Origin of the sequence: Alicyclobacillus sp. ALC3 (assembly GCF_028751195.1) — a bacterium.
Taxonomy (GTDB): domain Bacteria; phylum Bacillota; class Bacilli; order Alicyclobacillales; family Alicyclobacillaceae; genus Alicyclobacillus_L.
Map to the genome: position 1 here is coordinate 2346563 of NZ_CP066784.1, position 17481 is coordinate 2364043.

At 55.9% G+C, this 17481-nt stretch carries 7 protein-coding genes and 3 rRNA genes; 2 read left to right on the plus strand and 8 right to left on the minus strand.

Annotated elements, in window-relative coordinates:
* Positions 1 to 72: 72 nt before the first annotated feature.
* A complete protein-coding gene (locus JC200_RS11130) occupies positions 73 to 777 on the plus strand; it encodes a hypothetical protein (protein ID WP_274436320.1) in 705 nt (234 codons plus the stop codon).
* A 125-nt stretch (positions 778 to 902) separates the two neighbouring features.
* Here the strand turns inward: JC200_RS11130 and guaB are convergent, their stop codons facing one another.
* Complete coding sequence (gene guaB, locus JC200_RS11135) at positions 903 to 2372, minus strand: IMP dehydrogenase (protein WP_274436321.1); 1470 nt, start codon at positions 2370 to 2372, stop codon at positions 903 to 905.
* A 239-nt stretch (positions 2373 to 2611) separates the two neighbouring features.
* On the opposite strand from guaB, the gene JC200_RS11140 reads away from it, so the two are divergent.
* Entirely contained in the window at positions 2612 to 3610 is a 999-nt protein-coding gene (locus tag JC200_RS11140) for a YaaC family protein (protein WP_274436322.1), read from the plus strand.
* Positions 3611 to 5377: 1767 nt separating this feature from the next.
* On the opposite strand, the gene rrf is transcribed toward JC200_RS11140, so the two are convergent.
* The 7 genes from rrf to recF form a co-directional block, all read right to left on the minus strand.
* Positions 5378 to 5494, minus strand: a 5S ribosomal RNA gene (rrf, locus tag JC200_RS11145).
* A gap of 100 nt (positions 5495 to 5594) precedes the next feature.
* Positions 5595 to 8547, minus strand: a 23S ribosomal RNA gene (locus JC200_RS11150).
* Positions 8548 to 8910: 363 nt separating this feature from the next.
* Positions 8911 to 10444: ribosomal RNA gene (locus tag JC200_RS11155) — 16S ribosomal RNA — on the minus strand.
* Together the 16S, 23S and 5S rRNA genes form the textbook arrangement of a ribosomal RNA operon.
* Positions 10445 to 11446: 1002 nt before the next feature.
* Positions 11447 to 14056, minus strand: coding sequence for a DNA gyrase subunit A (gene gyrA / locus JC200_RS11160; protein WP_274436323.1), 2610 nt, complete (start codon positions 14054 to 14056; stop codon positions 11447 to 11449).
* A gap of 77 nt (positions 14057 to 14133) precedes the next feature.
* Positions 14134 to 16035, minus strand: coding sequence for a DNA topoisomerase (ATP-hydrolyzing) subunit B (gyrB, locus tag JC200_RS11165; RefSeq protein ID WP_274436324.1), 1902 nt, complete (start codon positions 16033 to 16035; stop codon positions 14134 to 14136).
* Positions 16036 to 16091: 56 nt separating this feature from the next.
* Complete coding sequence (remB, locus tag JC200_RS11170) at positions 16092 to 16355, minus strand: extracellular matrix regulator RemB (protein ID WP_274436325.1); 264 nt, start codon at positions 16353 to 16355, stop codon at positions 16092 to 16094.
* Positions 16356 to 16361: 6 nt separating this feature from the next.
* A complete protein-coding gene (gene recF, locus JC200_RS11175) occupies positions 16362 to 17480 on the minus strand; it encodes a DNA replication/repair protein RecF (protein WP_274436326.1) in 1119 nt (372 codons plus the stop codon).
* Position 17481: the final 1 nt, after the last annotated feature.

A 17481-nucleotide genomic window follows, 5' to 3' on the forward strand; every position in this document is an offset into this window, starting at 1 on the left:
CGAATTTTCCATCGAACTTTATGGCAGCAAAGACACCATGGCGATGACAAGAACTTTTGGAGGTGGAACACAGTGTCCAAATCTGTTTCACTCGCTAAAATCGGGGTTGTCGCTGCATGCTGCATCTGCATCGGGGTCGTGTCACCTGCAGCCTTCGCGAACACAACACAGTCTGCGAATTCAAACACTCATACGGACTCTTCGGTGTCAAGCAACGGTGCCGTCAATACGTCAAAAGCCCAAACCACCTTTGTACCCATCACTCAGCGGGCGAACGCACCGAGTTCTGGCTCTGATCTGGCCATTCGTGCAGGTACCCCCTGGTACCTGCCGCATAAAAGACGTTCAGGAAGACCCGGCCCCATACCGATGGGTGCTGGCGCCGTTGCTTTCGCAAGCCAAAGCAATGCGAACGTGCAGACAGAGGGACAGAAAATAAAAAGTCAGACAACCACGAGTTCTAGAGCTGGCGAGTCACAAACTGGGCGCACAGGTACGACTACAACCGCCACGACTACAGCCGCCACGACTACAGCCGCCACGACAACTCGGCAGTCGTCGACAAGCATGAGTCAAGCGCCTCAAGCCGGTCCTGCAAATTCAGTCAAAACGAACTCGGGAGCGGCGTCGGTCAGCCTCGCTCCAGCGCTGTCCCCAGTTCCAGGACTGCAGCAACGCGCTGGCACGTCAGGTTGGTTGTACGCATTGGGAATCCTCGTAGTTGCCGCAGGTGCAACAGGCGTGTTCAAGTTTAAGCGGTTGTTTGGACGCATGTAGTGTCACAGTGAATGAAACAAAAAGGCGTTTCGGACTAGAAATCGGTAAACTACGAGGCTTCGGCTTTCACCCCCCTCAGCGAACTGGCCACTTTCGCGCCGGTAGAGCTGAGGGGGGTAAGTCTGCTAAATGGAGTAGTTCGGTGCCTCTTTCGTGATGTGCACGTCGTGCGGGTGGCTCTCGCGAAGGCCGGCGGCCGTGATCCGAATGAACTGTGCGTCGTCCTGCAACGACGAGATGGTCGATGTGCCGCAGTAGCCCATGCCGGCGCGAACGCCGCCGACGAGCTGGTAGAGAATTTCCGCGAGCGAGCCACGGTATGCGACGCGCCCCTCAATTCCTTCTGGCACCAGCTTCTTCGCTTCCTCCTGGAAGTAGCGGTCGCCGCCGCCCGTGCGCATCGCACCAATTGAACCCATGCCGCGGTAGACTTTGAAACGGCGTCCCTGGTAGATCTCGGTCTCGCCCGGGCTCTCCTCCGTACCCGCAAGCAAGCTGCCGAGCATGACCGTACTGGCTCCCGCCGCGATGGCCTTCACGATATCGCCCGAGTATTTGATGCCGCCATCTGCGATGATTGGCACACCAGATTTTCGGGCTGCGTTCGCGCAGTCGTAGATGGCCGTGACCTGCGGCACACCGATTCCGGCGACCACTCGCGTGGTGCAGATTGATCCCGGTCCAATCCCGACCTTCACCGCATTCACGCCGACTTTGATCAATTCCTCGGTCGCCTCGGCTGTCGCGACGTTGCCCGCGATTAGCTGGATGTGCGGATACGCTCGACGCACACTCGCGACAACGTCAATGACACCCCGCGAGTGCCCGTGCGCAGTGTCGACGACAATCGCGTCAGCTCCGGCCCGAACGAGGGCGTCCACGCGGTCCATCGTGTCCTTCGACACTGTCACTGCCGCACCGACGAGCAGGCGACCCTGCGCATCTTTCGCGGAGTTTGGGAACTGTCGCGCTTTCTCGATGTCCTTGATGGTGATGAGGCCGCGCAGGATACCGTCCTTGTCAACGAGCGGGAGTTTCTCAACCTTGTGCTTCCAGAGGAGTTCTTTTGCGTCGTGGAGGGTGGTGCCAACGGGGGCCGTAATCAGATTCTCGCGCGTCATAACTTCCGAGATGGGTCTGTCGAAGTTCGGTTCAAAGCGCAGGTCGCGGTTCGTGATAATTCCGACCAGCCTGTGCGTCCCATTCTCCACAATCGGCACACCGGAGATGCGGTACTTCGCCATTAGTTCTTCTGCGTCGCGCAATGGATGGTCAGGCGTGAGGTAAATGGGGTCAGTAATGACGCCGCTCTCCGACCGCTTCACCTTGTCGACCTCTTCCGCTTGGCGCTCGATCGTCATGTTTTTGTGCACGATGCCGATGCCGCCCTCGCGCGCAATCGCAATAGCAAGCGCCGCTTCGGTCACTGTGTCCATCGCGGCGCTCACAATCGGAATGTTCAGTTGAATATCTGTGGTCAGCTTAGTCGAGACATCGACGTCCTTTGGTAATACTTCCGATCGGGCGGGGACTAACAACACGTCGTCAAACGTGAGTCCCTCCAACTGAAACTTGCTTGTCCAGCGGTCGCTCACAGAGCTCCCCTCCTGTCTTTTTCTCACTGTGAATGAAGCTTGGGCAGGTTTTCGTGCGGGAATAAAACTGTGTAGGGTGTGGATATTACGCGTAGTATAGCAACGCCTATGTGGGGTGTCAACGAAAGCCCTTTCCCGTTATCCACAGTTCGTCCACAGGTTATCCACGGGCGGGTCTGCGGCGCCATCCCTTCAATCTAGGCGTACACCGGGAGGTTTTTGCCGCGGCTTCGAGTGGCATGTGGAACCATAGTGCAGAACAACTCCGCCGCCTGCAGAGCGATGCAGTGTCGCTGCGGATGCTAAAAGAGATTCATCCTGACGCGCCAATCGGCGCTTTGTACAACAACGCCGCGAAAGTAGCGACCAATGCGCGGCAAGCCGTCGCGTACGAGGAGTCTGCGGCGCGGGTAAACATCGAGATCGCCCCACTGATTTGGTATTACGGCTACCTGCACTGGATGAAGACGCTCTTGTACCTGTCCGATCTCGATTATCCCCGCGGCAGTTCCCTGCTTCAGCACGGCATGTCCGTTCGCAAGGTGAAGCGCGAAGTCTACCGCTGGCCGCTCGACTACACGTATATCTACAAAGAGGGCGTGTTGCAGAGCTTCCGGGATGTCGTGGCACCTGACCTGACTCTTCCTAACAAGGTCCCGATTGGCCTTCTGCTTGGGTCCATTCCCTCGGTTGCCGACGCCGTGGCGGAGTTCTACCCGGAGTTTCAGCACATCTATCCGGTGGTGTCGAGTTCCGCGTTGGCGGGTGCGGCGCAGGGGACGGCGCAGAGTGCGGCGCAGAGGTCTTACGTCTCCCGGCGAATCGCCGCAAACATCGGCCTCACGCCTACTGAGTGGCTGACCTCATTCACGGTGGCAGGAGAAGGCAACCACCCCCAGCGTGCTTTGGAGGACGCCGCCATTCCGACATCTCATCAAAAGCCTTCACATGGCGTACGCGACCGTGATCCGACCGGCTTTTTCGCGTTGCCTGCGTTTGATTCTACGCACCCGTGGCTGTATCACACTTCCCATGGGCAGTGGATTGGAGACGGGCACGCTTATCCGCTTTGGGTCAGTCACCTGGTCACCGTCTACGTTCTCAGTACGCTGTGTCGCTACAACGCGGTAGAGTGGCTGGACATCGTTCACTGGAACAACGACAAGGACGCACATCTCGTGCGCGAGTACCTCGCATCGGTCCCTACCTTCCCGGAACTTCTGGAAACGAGAAGGTAGCGGTAACGGACAGGGTCTGCGCAAAATGAACACTGTCACACTCTGGACACCACGCCTGGTGGCCTTGCGCTCTCCGCTGGTACGCACGCGAGCCGCGGACTGCGCCTGCCTGTGAAGCAACTGCGGTTCGATGCGGTTCGTGGCCTTAACGCCCACTGAGGACGTTACCGATTTCGCTTAACGCTCTGTCGACTCGTTATCGTGTGATTTTTTTACATAATCAGGTGGCTAACGTCCTCACAACGCGTTATTCTTTGTTAGATCCCGCTTTTCGTCCTCCCCTCATCCCGATAACGCGTTTCTGGGACGTTATCGGCTCGAAATGGCCATTGTGCAAGCGAATAACGTCCTGACGGCGCGTTAGTGTTTGGCGATAACGCTATCAAAAGGTCTTATTGGTCTCATTTGGTCCGGCTCAGGCATATACCCCGTCCGGGTTATCCGCAATCTTAGGTGGACGAAAAGTACTCCATTGGAGTATGCCGCCCCGCGGCATACCATTTGAACTTGTCCCTCTATTTCGGCGCCTGCCTGGCACTGACGCTCTGGCGCCACGTATCGCATTGAGATCACACTTTTGCTTCGATGCGGTTCGTGGCCTTAACGCCCTCTGAGGACGTTACCGATTTCGCTTAACGCTCTGTCGACTCGTTATCGTGTGATTTGTTTACATAATCAGGCGGCTAACGTCCTCACAACGCGTTATTCTTTGTTAGATCCCGCTTTTCGTCCTCCCCTCATCCCGATAACGCGTTTCTGGGACGTTATCGGCTCGAAATGGCCATTGTGCAAGCGAATAACGTCCTGACGGCGCGTTAGTGTTTGGCGATAACGCTATCAAAAGGTCTTATTGGTCTCATTTGGTCCGGCGCAGGCATATACCCCGTCCGGGTTATCCGCAATCTTAGGTGGACGAAAAGTACTCCATTGGAGTATGCCGCGGCGCGGCATACCATTTTAACTTGTCCCTCTATTTCGGTCGCTACCTGGCACTCACGCTCTGGCGCCACGTTAGGGTTGTGAGATAACACTGCCGCGACGTGTTATTCTTCGGTCCTTTGGAGTCTCTATGGCTCTGCTCGCTGCGGATGACTCACGGGCCCGTCATACCGAGAGTCGAACGCACTTTTTGTTCGTTATCCGCTCGTTGTTTACATAACTAGACCTTCGAATGGTCAAATTGTTCGCTCGCCTTCGCCAAACCCTCGTTTGTAGCCGATTTTGGCTCTGTAGCGCATTTTTTGTTCGCTATATGACCGTCTGAGGGCCGATTTTCCCGTATAGATCACCCAACGCCTCAGTAGATACCCCTTCCGGGGTATCCGCAGTGCTATGTATACGAAATCGACGTTTCTCTCTGTCGCTTCCCCCGGTGTAAGGAGCAAAATGTACGCTATCACACTGTGGACACCACGCCATGCGGCCTTCCACTCTCCGCTTCGTTGTGAAACTCACCATCTGTACGCACCCCAGCACCGGAATCACCGACGTTGGGGCGCATATACCCCCATAGGGGTATCCGCTATGTGGACGTTTTGTACACTTACGCATCTGACCCTCCACTTACGCAGTTGGTCTTCGCGCCCCCGAAGTCTAGGACTCCATTGGAGTATGCCGCGGCGCGGCATACCATTTGAACTTGTCCCTTATCTTTACCCGTCCCCTCGGAACTTGTCCCTGTCCCAGTCCCTTATCTCTTCCTGCTTCCCCGTACCCGCGCATACGAAAAGGCCCAGCACACAGTGTGCTGAGCCTTCCTCTTCTCTCGCCTGGCGGCGTCCTACTTTCCCAGGGGTCTGCACCCCAAGTATCATCGGCGCTGGAGGTCTTAACGGTCGTGTTCGGGATGGGTACGCGTGTGTCCCCTCCGCCATTACCACCAGACATCAGGTACATCAAACGGTCGGCTGTGCCATACCGTTCCCTGTACCCCAGAAACCAGATAACGACTCTGCCCTATGCTCGTACTCGTCAACCAACGAATCTGGTGAAGCCCTCGACCGATTCGTATCCGTCCGCTCCACACATCACTGTGCTTCCACTCCGGACCGATCTACCTCATCATCTATGAGGGGTCTTACTCCGTTAACCGGATGGGATACGTTATCTTGAGGCTGGCTTCGCGCTTAGATGCTTTCAGCGCTTATCCATTCCCGACGTAGCTACCCAGCGCTGCGCCTGGCGGCACAACTGGGACACCAGCGGTCGGTTCATCCCGGTCCTCTCGTACTAAGGACAATTCCTCTCACGTATCCTGCGCCCGCGGCAGATAGGGACCGAACTGTCTCACGACGTTCTGAACCCAGCTCGCGTACCGCTTTAATGGGCGAACAGCCCAACCCTTGGGACCGACTTCAGCCCCAGGATGCGATGAGCCGACATCGAGGTGCCAAACCTCCCCGTCGATGTGAACTCTTGGGGGAGATCAGCCTGTTATCCCCGGGGTAGCTTTTATCCGTTGAGCGACGGCCCTTCCACTCGGCACCGCCGGGTCACTAAGCCCGACTTTCGTCCCTGCTCGACCTGTCCGTCTCGCAGTCAAGCTCCCTTTTGCCTTTACACGCACCGCGCGATTTCCATCCGCGCTGAGGGAACCTTTGGGCGCCTCCGTTACTCTTTAGGAGGCGACCGCCCCAGTCAAACTGCCCACCTGACACTGTCCCTACCCCAGTTTCATGGGGCCAGGTTAGAAGACAGGCATGTCAAGGGTGGTATCCCAACGTCGACTCCACACAGGCTGGCGCCCATGCTTCTCAGTCTCCCACCTATCCTGTACATGACATACCCATCTCCCATATCAAGCTACAGTCAAGCTCCACGGGGTCTTTCCGTCTAGCCGCGGGTAACCTGCATCTTCACAGGTATTACAATTTCACCGGGTCTCTCGTTGAGACAGCGCCCAAGTCGTTACGCCATTCGTGCGGGTCAGAACTTACCTGACAAGGAATTTCGCTACCTTAGGACCGTTATAGTTACGGCCGCCGTTTACTGGGGCTTCAATTCAGAGCTTCGGGTTGCCCCTAACCCCTCCTCTTAACCTTCCAGCACCGGGCAGGCGTCAGCCCCTATACTTCGCCTTTCGGCTTTGCAGAGACCTGTGTTTTTGCTAAACAGTCGCTTGGGCCTTTTCACTGCGGCTCTTTCGAGCGCCCCTTCTCCCGAAGTTACGGGGCCATTTTGCCGAGTTCCTTAACGAGAGTTCTCCCGCGCGCCTCCGTGTTCTCCACGCGCCCACCTGTGTCGGTTTCCGGTACGGGCACCTAGCACTCGCTAGAGGCTTTTCTTGGCAGTGTGAAGTGCGGGACTTCGGTACTGTACTTCCCTCCCCATCACAGCTCACGCTTCTCAGAGGACGGATTTGCCTATCCTCTACGCTCGCTGCTTGGACGCCCTCTTCCATCCGGGCGCTTCCCTGCTCCTCCTGCGTCACCCCGTCGCTCAAACGTGTTTCGGTGGTACGGGAATTTCCACCCGTTGTCCTTCGACTACGCCTCTCGGCCTCGCCTTAGGTCCCGACTTACCCTGGGCGGACGATCCTTCCCCAGGAACCCTTGGGCTTTCGGCGGACAAGATTCTCACTTGTCTTTTCGCTACTCATACCGGCATTCTCACTTCCATGCGCTCCACCAGACCTTCCAGTCCAGCTTCTCCGCCCATGGAACGCTCCCCTACCACGTACCATTCGGTACATCCAAAGCTTCGGTGCCTGGTTTAGCCCCGTTACATTTTCCGCGCAGCAGCACTCGACCAGTGAGCTATTACGCACTCTTTGAATGGTGGCTGCTTCTAAGCCAACATCCTGGTTGTCTGTGCACCGCCACATCGTTTTCCACTTAACCAGGCTTTGGGACCTTAGCTGTTGGTCTGGGCTGTTTCCCTTTTGACCACGGATCTTAGCACTCGTAGTCTAACTGCCAAGGTGCAACAAGACGGCATTCGGAGTTTGACTGGACTTGGTAACCCTGGTAGGGCCCCGCATCCAATCAGTGCTCTACCTCCGTCCCTCATCCCTTGACGCTCGCCCTAAAGCGATTTCGGGGAGAACCAGCTATCTCCGAGTTCGATTGGAATTTCTCCCCTACCCCCAGTTCATCCCCCGGCTTTTCAACGCCGGTGGGTTCGGGCCTCCATGCGGTGTTACCCGCACTTCACCCTGACCAGGGGTAGCTCACCCGGTTTCGGGTCGATGACAACGAACTACTCGCCCTCTTCAGACTCGCTTTCGCTGCGGCTCCGGCTTTCCCGCCTTAACCTCGCTCGCTGTCATCACTCGCCGGTTCATTCTACAAAAGGCACGCCGTCACATGTCATGCATGCTTCGACTGCTTGTAGGCACACGGTTTCAGGTTCTATTTCACTCCGCTCCCGCGGTTCTTTTCACCTTTCCCTCACGGTACTATCCGCTATCGGTCGCCAGGGAGTATTTAGCCTTAGGAGGTGGTCCTCCCAGATTCCCACGGGGTTTCTCGTGTCCCGCGGTACTTGGGTACTTGTGCCACGAAGTTGCATTCGTTTCGCCTACCGGGCTCTCACCGTCTCTGGCCGGCCTTCCCATGCCGTTCGGCTACAAATGCAGTTTTTGACTTCGCGAGGGGTTTGCAGTCCCCTCCGCACTAGCCCCACTACCCCAGTCCTGCAACGGCTGCAACCTTACACAGCACTGGTTTAGGCTCTTCCGCGTTCGCTCGCCACTACTTGCGGAATCACTCTTGTTTTCTCTTCCTCGAGGTACTTAGATGTTTCAGTTCCCTCGGTTGCCTCCACACACCTATGGATTCAGTGTGCAGTAACAGCCCATGACGGCTGCTGGGTTCCCCCATTCGGACATCCACGGATCAATGCTCGCTTACAGCTCCCCGTGGCATTTCGGTGTTCGCCCCGTCCTTCGTCGGCTCCTGGCGCCTAGGCATCCTCCGTGCGCCCTTCCTAACTTCACCTGTCGTAACGCAGCAGTTTCCCGCCACGTCACTCGAACACAGTTACCCACTGTGATCATGTCGGTTGACGTTTCTTACATAGGAGTCGTTATCCAGTTTCCAAGGTACAGTTCAGCACCGTGCGCAAGCACACGAATACCGAGTTGAAGTCACCAATTCGCCGCACCAGGACAAACCCGGGCGGGTCATGGCTCCCTCAAAACTAAACACGCCTGTCGTCGACGATCTGCTTCGCATGACTTTGTCGCTGCGGCTCATGGCTCACTCACGTACCTGCGTACGCTCGCTTCACCATTCCCCTTGCTCCTCGTCCTGCTTGCAAGTCGTTGCCGACACCGAGCGACAGTGCCTCTTACTCCATAGAAAGGAGGTGATCCAGCCGCACCTTCCGATACGGCTACCTTGTTACGACTTCACCCCAATCATCAACCCCACCTTCGGCGGCTGGCCCCCTTACGGGTTACCCCACCGACTTCGGGTGTTGCCGACTCTCGTGGTGTGACGGGCGGTGTGTACAAGGCCCGGGAACGGATTCACCGCGGCATGCTGATCCGCGATTACTAGCAATTCCGGCTTCATGCAGGCGGGTTGCAGCCTGCAATCCGAACTACGAACGGTTTTCAGGGTTTTGCTCCACCTCGCGGTCTCGCTTCCCGTTGTTCCGCCCATTGTAGCACGTGTGTAGCCCAGGACATAAAGGGCATGATGATTTGACGTCATCCCCGCCTTCCTCCGACTTACGCCGGCAGTCACCTGTGAGTCCCCGCCTTTACGCGCTGGTAACACAGCTCAAGGGTTGCGCTCGTTGCGGGACTTAACCCAACATCTCACGACACGAGCTGACGACAACCATGCACCACCTGTCTCCCCTGCCCCGAAGGGAAGCCACATCTCTGTGACGGTCAGGGGGATGTCAAGCCCTGGTAAGGTTCTTCGCGTTGCTTCGAATTAAACCACATGCTCCACTGCTTGTGCGGGCCCCCGTCAATTCCTTTGAGTTTCAGTCTTGCGACCGTACTCCCCAGGCGGAGTGCTTATTGGGTTTCCTTCGGCACTGAGGGTGGTACCCCCCAACACCTAGCACTCATCGTTTACGGCGTGGACTACCAGGGTATCTAATCCTGTTTGCTCCCCACGCTTTCGTGCCTCAGCGTCAGTCACTGTCCAGCAAGGCGCCTTCGCCACTGGTATTCCTCCGCATATCTACGCATTCCACCGCTACACGCGGAATTCCCCTTGCCTCTCCAGTACTCAAGTCACGCAGTTTCCAAGGCAATCCCAGAGTTGAGCCCTGGACTTTCACCCCAGACACACGCGACCGCCTACGCACGCTTTACGCCCAGTGATTCCGGACAACGCTTGCCCCCTACGTATTACCGCGGCTGCTGGCACGTAGTTAGCCGGGGCTTCCTCTCTCGGTACCGTCTCGACGAAGGCTTTCCACTCCTTCGTCCGCTCTTCCCGAGTGACTGAGCTTTACAACCCGAAGGCCTTCTTCGCTCACGCGGCGTTGCTCCGTCAGGCTTGCGCCCATTGCGGAAGATTCCCTACTGCTGCCTCCCGTAGGAGTCTGGGCCGTGTCTCAGTCCCAGTGTGGCCGTCCACCCTCTCAGGTCGGCTACGCATCGTCGCCTTGGTAGGCCGTTACCCCACCAACTAGCTAATGCGCCGCGGGCTCCTCCATCTGCGGTGCAGTTGCACCTTTCCCAACAAGGAGATGCCTCCTCGTTGCCTATCCGGCATTAGCACCCGTTTCCAGGCGTTATTCCGGTCAGTTGGGCAGATTACCCACGTGTTACTCACCCGTCCGCCGCTGACCCCGAAGGGTCCGCTCGACTTGCATGTATTAGGCACGCCGCCAGCGTTCGTCCTGAGCCAGGATCAAACTCTCAAATAAGTTTGCTGCTCATTTATGCTTCCTTAACTCCAGCCGAAGCCAAAGCCAATTCTGCTTGCGATACACTGTCGCTCTCTTGCGTGTTTAGTTTTCAAGGAACCATTGTAGTGCTGGTATTCACCGCTTGACCCAAGCACCTGTTTGAAGCGGCAACGAGTATCTTACCACGCCTCGCTGACCATTTCCACTGGATGTTTCTGGTCGCTCACTATCTCGCAAGAGTTTCTGCAGCGGTTCAAGACGAACCCTGAAACCGAGTGGAAACCTCGTCTGACAGCCAACTGAAAAACCCGAGAAACCTTGATGTGACGCGGTTTGTGGGGTTTTTCTCAGCGGCACCGCCTCGCTGCGACATCGACTAATATACCACGCGATGAACACCCAAGTCAACTGTCATTCGTAAATTTATACATGCAATGTCCTGATGAAAGTTTCAACACAAGTAGATCGACAGACAACTTCAATGAACTTCACGACGTTTCGGAAACAGGAAAAGGCTTTAGGACAACACAAGCCCCTACCTTACGCGAGAACCCGCCCTACTCAAGGTCCCTACCTTACTCGATGCCCTACCTTACTCAAGGTCCCTATCTTACACGAGGGCGCACAAAGCAAACGCCGCAGACAAATGTCTTGTCTGCGGCGTTGTTATAAACCATTTACCGTTTCGGCACAATCGCGTTAAAGAACAATACCGCGAGGCCGACCAAAACAATGAACGCAAGAAACTCGCCACCCTGCGTTATTGCGAATTCTTCTATGTTCACGTTCCGCCGCCCCCCTCTACTGGTACGATCATACCGTAATCCATTCCCAATGCCAAGCGTACTTGCGAACGTGCCTGTTTACATTTGCAGTCGAGATGCCCATGACAAATGAGTCTTGCAACACACCTCTAAGCGTACTATCCAACAAAGTGTGCCCAACCAGAACGTTGAAGCACCTCTTCTAGTTTGAACCGTATCGACCCTTCATACCGGGACGTTTCACACCACAGCGGCACTATTCTCCGCTGTCTTCGCCCGAATCGCTCGGTTCCACGTCGTCGCTCGGTTCCACGTCGGAATCATCATCGTTGCCTTCAGCCGCGCCATCGGACTCGCGCGCAACATACTCAGCCTGCTCACCGTCAAGTTCGTCCAGCTCTTCGACGTCCTCTGCGTTGTCTGCGTCTTCCGACGTGACAACACGAGCGACCGTAGCCACTTCCTCACCTTCCGGCACGTTGATCAGCTTTACACCCTGCGTATTGCGGCCAAGTGTGGAGATATCCGCGACTCCGATGCGGATAGCGACACCCGCGTTCGTGATAATCATCAAGTCATCGTTGTCGAACACCATCTTCAACGCCACAACTTCGCCGTTCTTTGGTGTACAGTTCAATGTCTTGATACCTTTTCCGCCGCGCGTCTGAATGCGATAATCGTCCGCCTTGGTTCGTTTTCCGTAGCCGCGGGACGTCACGACGAGCACGTCCGTGTCCTCTTCGATCACGTCCATCCCAATGACAGCATCATCTTCTCCGAGCGCAATGCCTTTTACACCCGTCGCAGCACGACCCATCGGCCGCACGTCGTCTTCGTGGAATCGAATCGACATTCCGCGCTTCGTGGCCATAATCATGTGCCTGTTCCCATCGGTCAGCCGAACCCCAATCAGTTCGTCGTCCTCGCGCAGGTTAATCGCGATAAGCCCGACACGCCGGATGTTCGCGTAGTCCTGGAGCAGTGTCTTCTTAATGACGCCCTGGCGAGTCGCAAAGAACAAGGTCAATCCCGCGACGTCCTCCTCAGCGAGCGACCGAATTGGAATCACCGTGGAGACCGTCTCTCCTTGTTCAATCGGGATCAGATTAATGATCGGCAGACCTTTCGCCTGGCGGCTGTACTCCGGAATTTCATATGCCTTGAGCGCGTACATTCTGCCGCGGTTGGTGAAGAACATGACGTAATGATGCGACGACGTGATGTACATATGCTCGACGAAGTCCTCTTCGCGCGTGCCCATCATCGACATACCCCGTCCACCACGGCGCTGCTGATGGTACGTGTTGAGCGGAATTCGCTTGACATAGCCCGCGTTCGTGATGGCGATGGCGACGTCGGTGACCGGAATTAAGTCTTCGTTCGTGATTTCGCCTTCCACCGCAACAATCTCCGTCCGCCTCTCGTCGGAGAACTTGTCGCGGATGTCGACGAGTTCTTTGCGGATCACGTCGAGCAGTCGGCCCTCGTCGGCCAAAATGGCGCGCAACTCGCCAATTAGCTTTTGCAGTTCCGCGTACTCCGCCTCAATCTTGTCACGTTCGAGGCCAGTCAAGCGCTGCAGCCGCATGTCGAGAATCGCCTGTGCCTGTTCCTGCGATAGTTGGAACCGGTCCATCAACCCAGTACGGGCGATTTCTGGTGTCGCCGACGCGCGGATGAGCGCAATCACTTCGTCAAGGTGATCGAGCGCGACTAACAAGCCTTCCAAAATGTGTGCGCGGGCTTCCGCTTTGTTCAGGTCAAACTGCGTACGCCGACGCACGACCTCGCGCTGATGCTGCAGATAGTGATACAAAACTTCGCGCAGATTCAGTACCTTCGGTTGTCCGTCAACCAGTGCAAGCATGATAACACCGAAGCTGCTTTGCATCGCCGTATGTTTGTAAAGGTTGTTCAGAACCACCTGCGGTTTCGCGTCGCGCCGCAGTTCAATCACGATGCGCATGCCGTCGCGGTCAGACTCGTCGCGCAGGTCGGTAATCCCATCGATGCGCTTATCACGGGTGAGTTCCGCGATCTTTTCGATCAACCGAGCCTTATTCTGCTGATACGGCAGCTCAGTGACGATAATGTGTGTCTTTCCGCCGTGACCTTCCTCAAACTCCGCTTTCGCACGCACCGCGATTGACCCGCGCCCCGTCTCGTACGCGCTGCGGATTCCTTCGTGTCCGAGGATCACGCCGGCCGTCGGAAAGTCTGGCCCCTTGACTACCTGCATTAAGTCCTGGAGCGTCGTCTCCGGGTTGTCGATCATCAAAATGACTCCGTCAATCACCTCGCGCAGGTTGTGCGGAGGAATGTTCGTCGCCATACCGACGGCAATGCCGGACGAGCCATTGACGAGCAGGTTTGGGAAACGCGCTGGCAACACCAGTGGCTCCTGTTCGTTGCCGTCGTAGTTCGGACCGAAGTCGACCGTCTCTTTGTTGATGTCGCGTAAGAGTTCCATCGCAATCTGCGACAATCTCGACTCCGTATACCGCATTGCAGCAGCAGAGTCGCCGTCGACAGAACCGAAGTTGCCGTGGCCATCCACGAGCAAGTAACGCGTCGAGAAGTCTTGAGCCATCCGGACAAGCGCGTCATAAACCGCCGAATCGCCATGAGGGTGGTATTTACCAAGTACATCACCGACGATACGCGCTGACTTCTTGTATGGCTTATCTGGTGTCATGCCAGATTCGAACATCGCGTACAAGATACGACGGTGCACCGGCTTCAAACCGTCGCGCACATCTGGAATCGCGCGGCTTACGATAACGCTCATCGCGTAGTCGATGAATGAGTTTTTCAGTTCCTGACTCAGTTCAATCGGCAGAACCTTGCTGTCATACGAGTCTGCCAAACCGATTCACTCCTGTCCGTTTCAATCGGCGGTGGCGCGCCAGATTTCACTCAAGGCCCACGACCGAAGGCAAAAGCTTAGACATCAAGGTTGCGAACGTACTGTGCGTGTTCCTCGATGAATTCGCGCCGCGGTTCTACTTTGTCGCCCATCAGCGTGTAGAAAATCATGTCCGCTTCCATCGCATCTTCCATGTTCACCTGGAGAAGCGTGCGTGTGGCCGGGTCCATCGTTGTCTCCCACAACTGCGTCGCATTCATCTCACCGAGGCCTTTGTAGCGCTGGATGTTGATCCCGTTGCGCCCAATCTCCTCAAGTGCAACATCGAGCTGTTTGTCGGAATAGGCGTATCGCTCCATTTTGCCCTTCGTGATCTTGTAGAGCGGTGGTTGCGCAATGTAGATATAACCCGAGTCGATGAGCGGTTTCATAAATCGATAGAACAAGGTCAATAAAAGGATTCGGATGTGACTGCCATCGACGTCCGCGTCCGTCATGATGATGATTTTGTGGTAGCGTGCCTTCTCAATGTCGAAGTCTTCACCGATGCCAGTTCCGACAGCAGTGATGATGGCTCGTACTTCTTCGTTCGACAGCACCTTGTCAAGGCGCGCCTTTTCGACGTTGATAATCTTGCCGCGAAGCGGCAGAATCGCTTGGAAGTTGCGGTCGCGGCCGCCTTTTGCTGAACCTCCAGCAGAATCTCCCTCGACAATGTACAGCTCGCTGATGGAAGCGTCTTTGGACGAACAGTCGGCTAATTTCCCAGGCAACGAACTCACTTCAAGCGCGTTTTTGCGCCGCGTCAGTTCGCGCGCCTTGCGGGCGGCCTCGCGGGCACGGGCTGCTGTCACCGACTTGTCCAAGATGCGCCGCGCGATGGAAGGATTCTCGTCGAAGAACTGCTGCAGCTTTTCGCCAAACAGCCCCTCTACAATGCCGCGCACTTCGCTGTTCCCGAGTTTTGTCTTGGTCTGGCCTTCAAACTGCGGTTCAGGCACCTTCACGCTGACGACCGCTGTCAGCCCTTCACGCACATCTTCGCCCGAGAGTTTGCTGTCGTCGTCTTTCACCAGGTTGACCTTGCGGCCGTAGTCGTTGATGACGCGCGTCAAAGCGCTTTTGAAGCCAGTCTCGTGCGTGCCGCCTTCGTGCGTGTTGATGTTGTTCGCAAACGAAAACAGCGTCGTCGCGTAGCCGTCGTTGTACTGTAATGCCACTTCGACCGTGACGTCGTCCTTCTTGCCAGCGACAAACACTGGTTCAGGATGCACAACGTCCTTGTTGTGATTGAGATACTGCACAAACTCCGCCACGCCACCCTCGTAGTGATAGCGACTGGTCTTTCCGTCACGCTCGTCCTCGAAGATAATTTCGAGGCCTGCATTCAAGAATGCAAGTTCGCGCAGCCTCCCTTGCAGGATGTCTGCTTGAAACTCCGTGGTCTCCGTGAAAATCTCCGGATCAGGTAAAAACGTCACCGTTGTTCCTGTGTGGTCTGTCGTACCGACGACCTTCAGGTCATACTTTGGCACGCCACGTTCATACTCTTGAACGTAGACATGTCCATCACGATGGACTTCAACCTTCAGCCCCGTCGACAGAGCGTTTACGACGGATGCCCCGACACCGTGGAGTCCGCCAGAGACTTTGTAGCCGCTCCCACCGAACTTACCGCCAGCGTGCAGAACCGTAAGTGCTGTCTCAACAGCCGGGCGGCCAGTCTTCTGGTGAATCCCGACTGGAAATCCAGCGCCGTTGTCAATTACTGAGACACTGTTATCGGGATGAACTTGAACGATGATTTTTGTGCATCGTCCAGCAAGTGCCTCGTCTACAGCATTGTCGACGATTTCCCAAGCCAGGTGGTGCAGGCCACGGCTGCTCGTCGACCCGATGTACATACCGGGGCGTTTTCGAACCGCTTCGAGTCCTTCCAGCACCTGAATTTGCGACTCGTCATATGCTTGGTCTGCCAAATCGTTTCCCCCCAAGAGGCACAAAAATGACGAGCGAACCGAGTTCGTTGCTGACCTTAGCGAAACTCAATCCGTTCTGATGTTTCGAGTATCGAAGCACGCCGCTTTAGCGTCGCAGAAGAAATTGGCGAAAAATAAGCGGTTCGGTCTGTCAGCACCATGGATTTGACTTCACCCACATCCACGGTCTGCGTACGCTCCTCACGTTCGAGTCGCTCAAGAAGTTTTTGTACAGCAGGTTCTTGCTGGACGCGAATAGGAAAAATCCCGATGATGTCATCCAGCGCCACCATCGTGTCCCCGCCAATATGTATAAACATGGCCATCTAATCCTCCATCTGTATTATACCAGATTGGACATAAAACAACTTCGCTGATACATGCAGCTCGTGTTCAAGGTGAAACAGGCTGGTGGTGGTCAGAACAGTTTGCACCTTCTGGCTCATCGACAACACGAGGTTTTTTTGCCTGGTGTCGTCAAGCTCCGACAACACGTCGTCAAGCAAAAGCACTGGGTATTCTCCGACTTCTTCGTAGATAAAGTCTATTTCAGCCAGCCGAAGAGACAGAGCAATCGTCCGCTGTTGACCTTGACTGGCAAACGACTGAACCGGTTGCCCGCCAATGAGGAGTGAAAGGTCGTCACGATGCGGTCCGACCGAGGTGTGGCCCTGGCGTACGTCGCTCGCTCGCTTTTTCTCGAGCTCAGACTGAAAAACAACGGCGATCGCAGCCCGGTCTCTCCATTGTTCTTCATTCAGCGGCAAACTGCAAGCATACTGGATGTCCAACATTTCTCGGCCGTCCGATATGGCTGCATGCACTCTTTGCGCATAGCCTCGCAATCGTTCGACGAAGTGTGCGCGGCGAGCGTAGACTTCCACGCCGTGTCCGACCAATTGCTCGTCAAGGGTGTCGAGCATTGTGTCATCGACCGTTTGTGGAGCCCGTAGCAGTGCATTGCGCTGCTGTACCGCTCGGGCATAGCGAGTCAAGTGATACAGGTAGGTTGGCTGCGTCTGCGCTAACTCCATGTCGAGAAACCGCCGCCGCAGTGCCGGAGCCCCTTTCACCAACTGCAAGTCCTCTGGCGCAAACAAGACGATTTGAAAGTGGCCGACGAAGTCACTCATCTTCGCTTGCGGAACCCCGTTGACCAACGCCCGCTTGGTGCCTTTCTGGTAGTCGACCCGCAGTTCTCTGCGCGTCGCGTATTTTGAATTGACACGAGCGCGGATGGAGGCTTCGTCCTGTCCCCACGCAACGAGGTCACTGTCTCGATTTGTCCGATGAGACTTTCCTACCGCCAGGCAGTGAATCGCCTCTACGACATTGGTTTTACCCTGCGCGTTTTCTCCAAGCAAAATGTTTACGCCGGGCAGGAACGAAATGTCCTGCTCAGCGTAGTTCCGAAAGTGCCGAAGGGTCAATTCCTCGAGAATCATC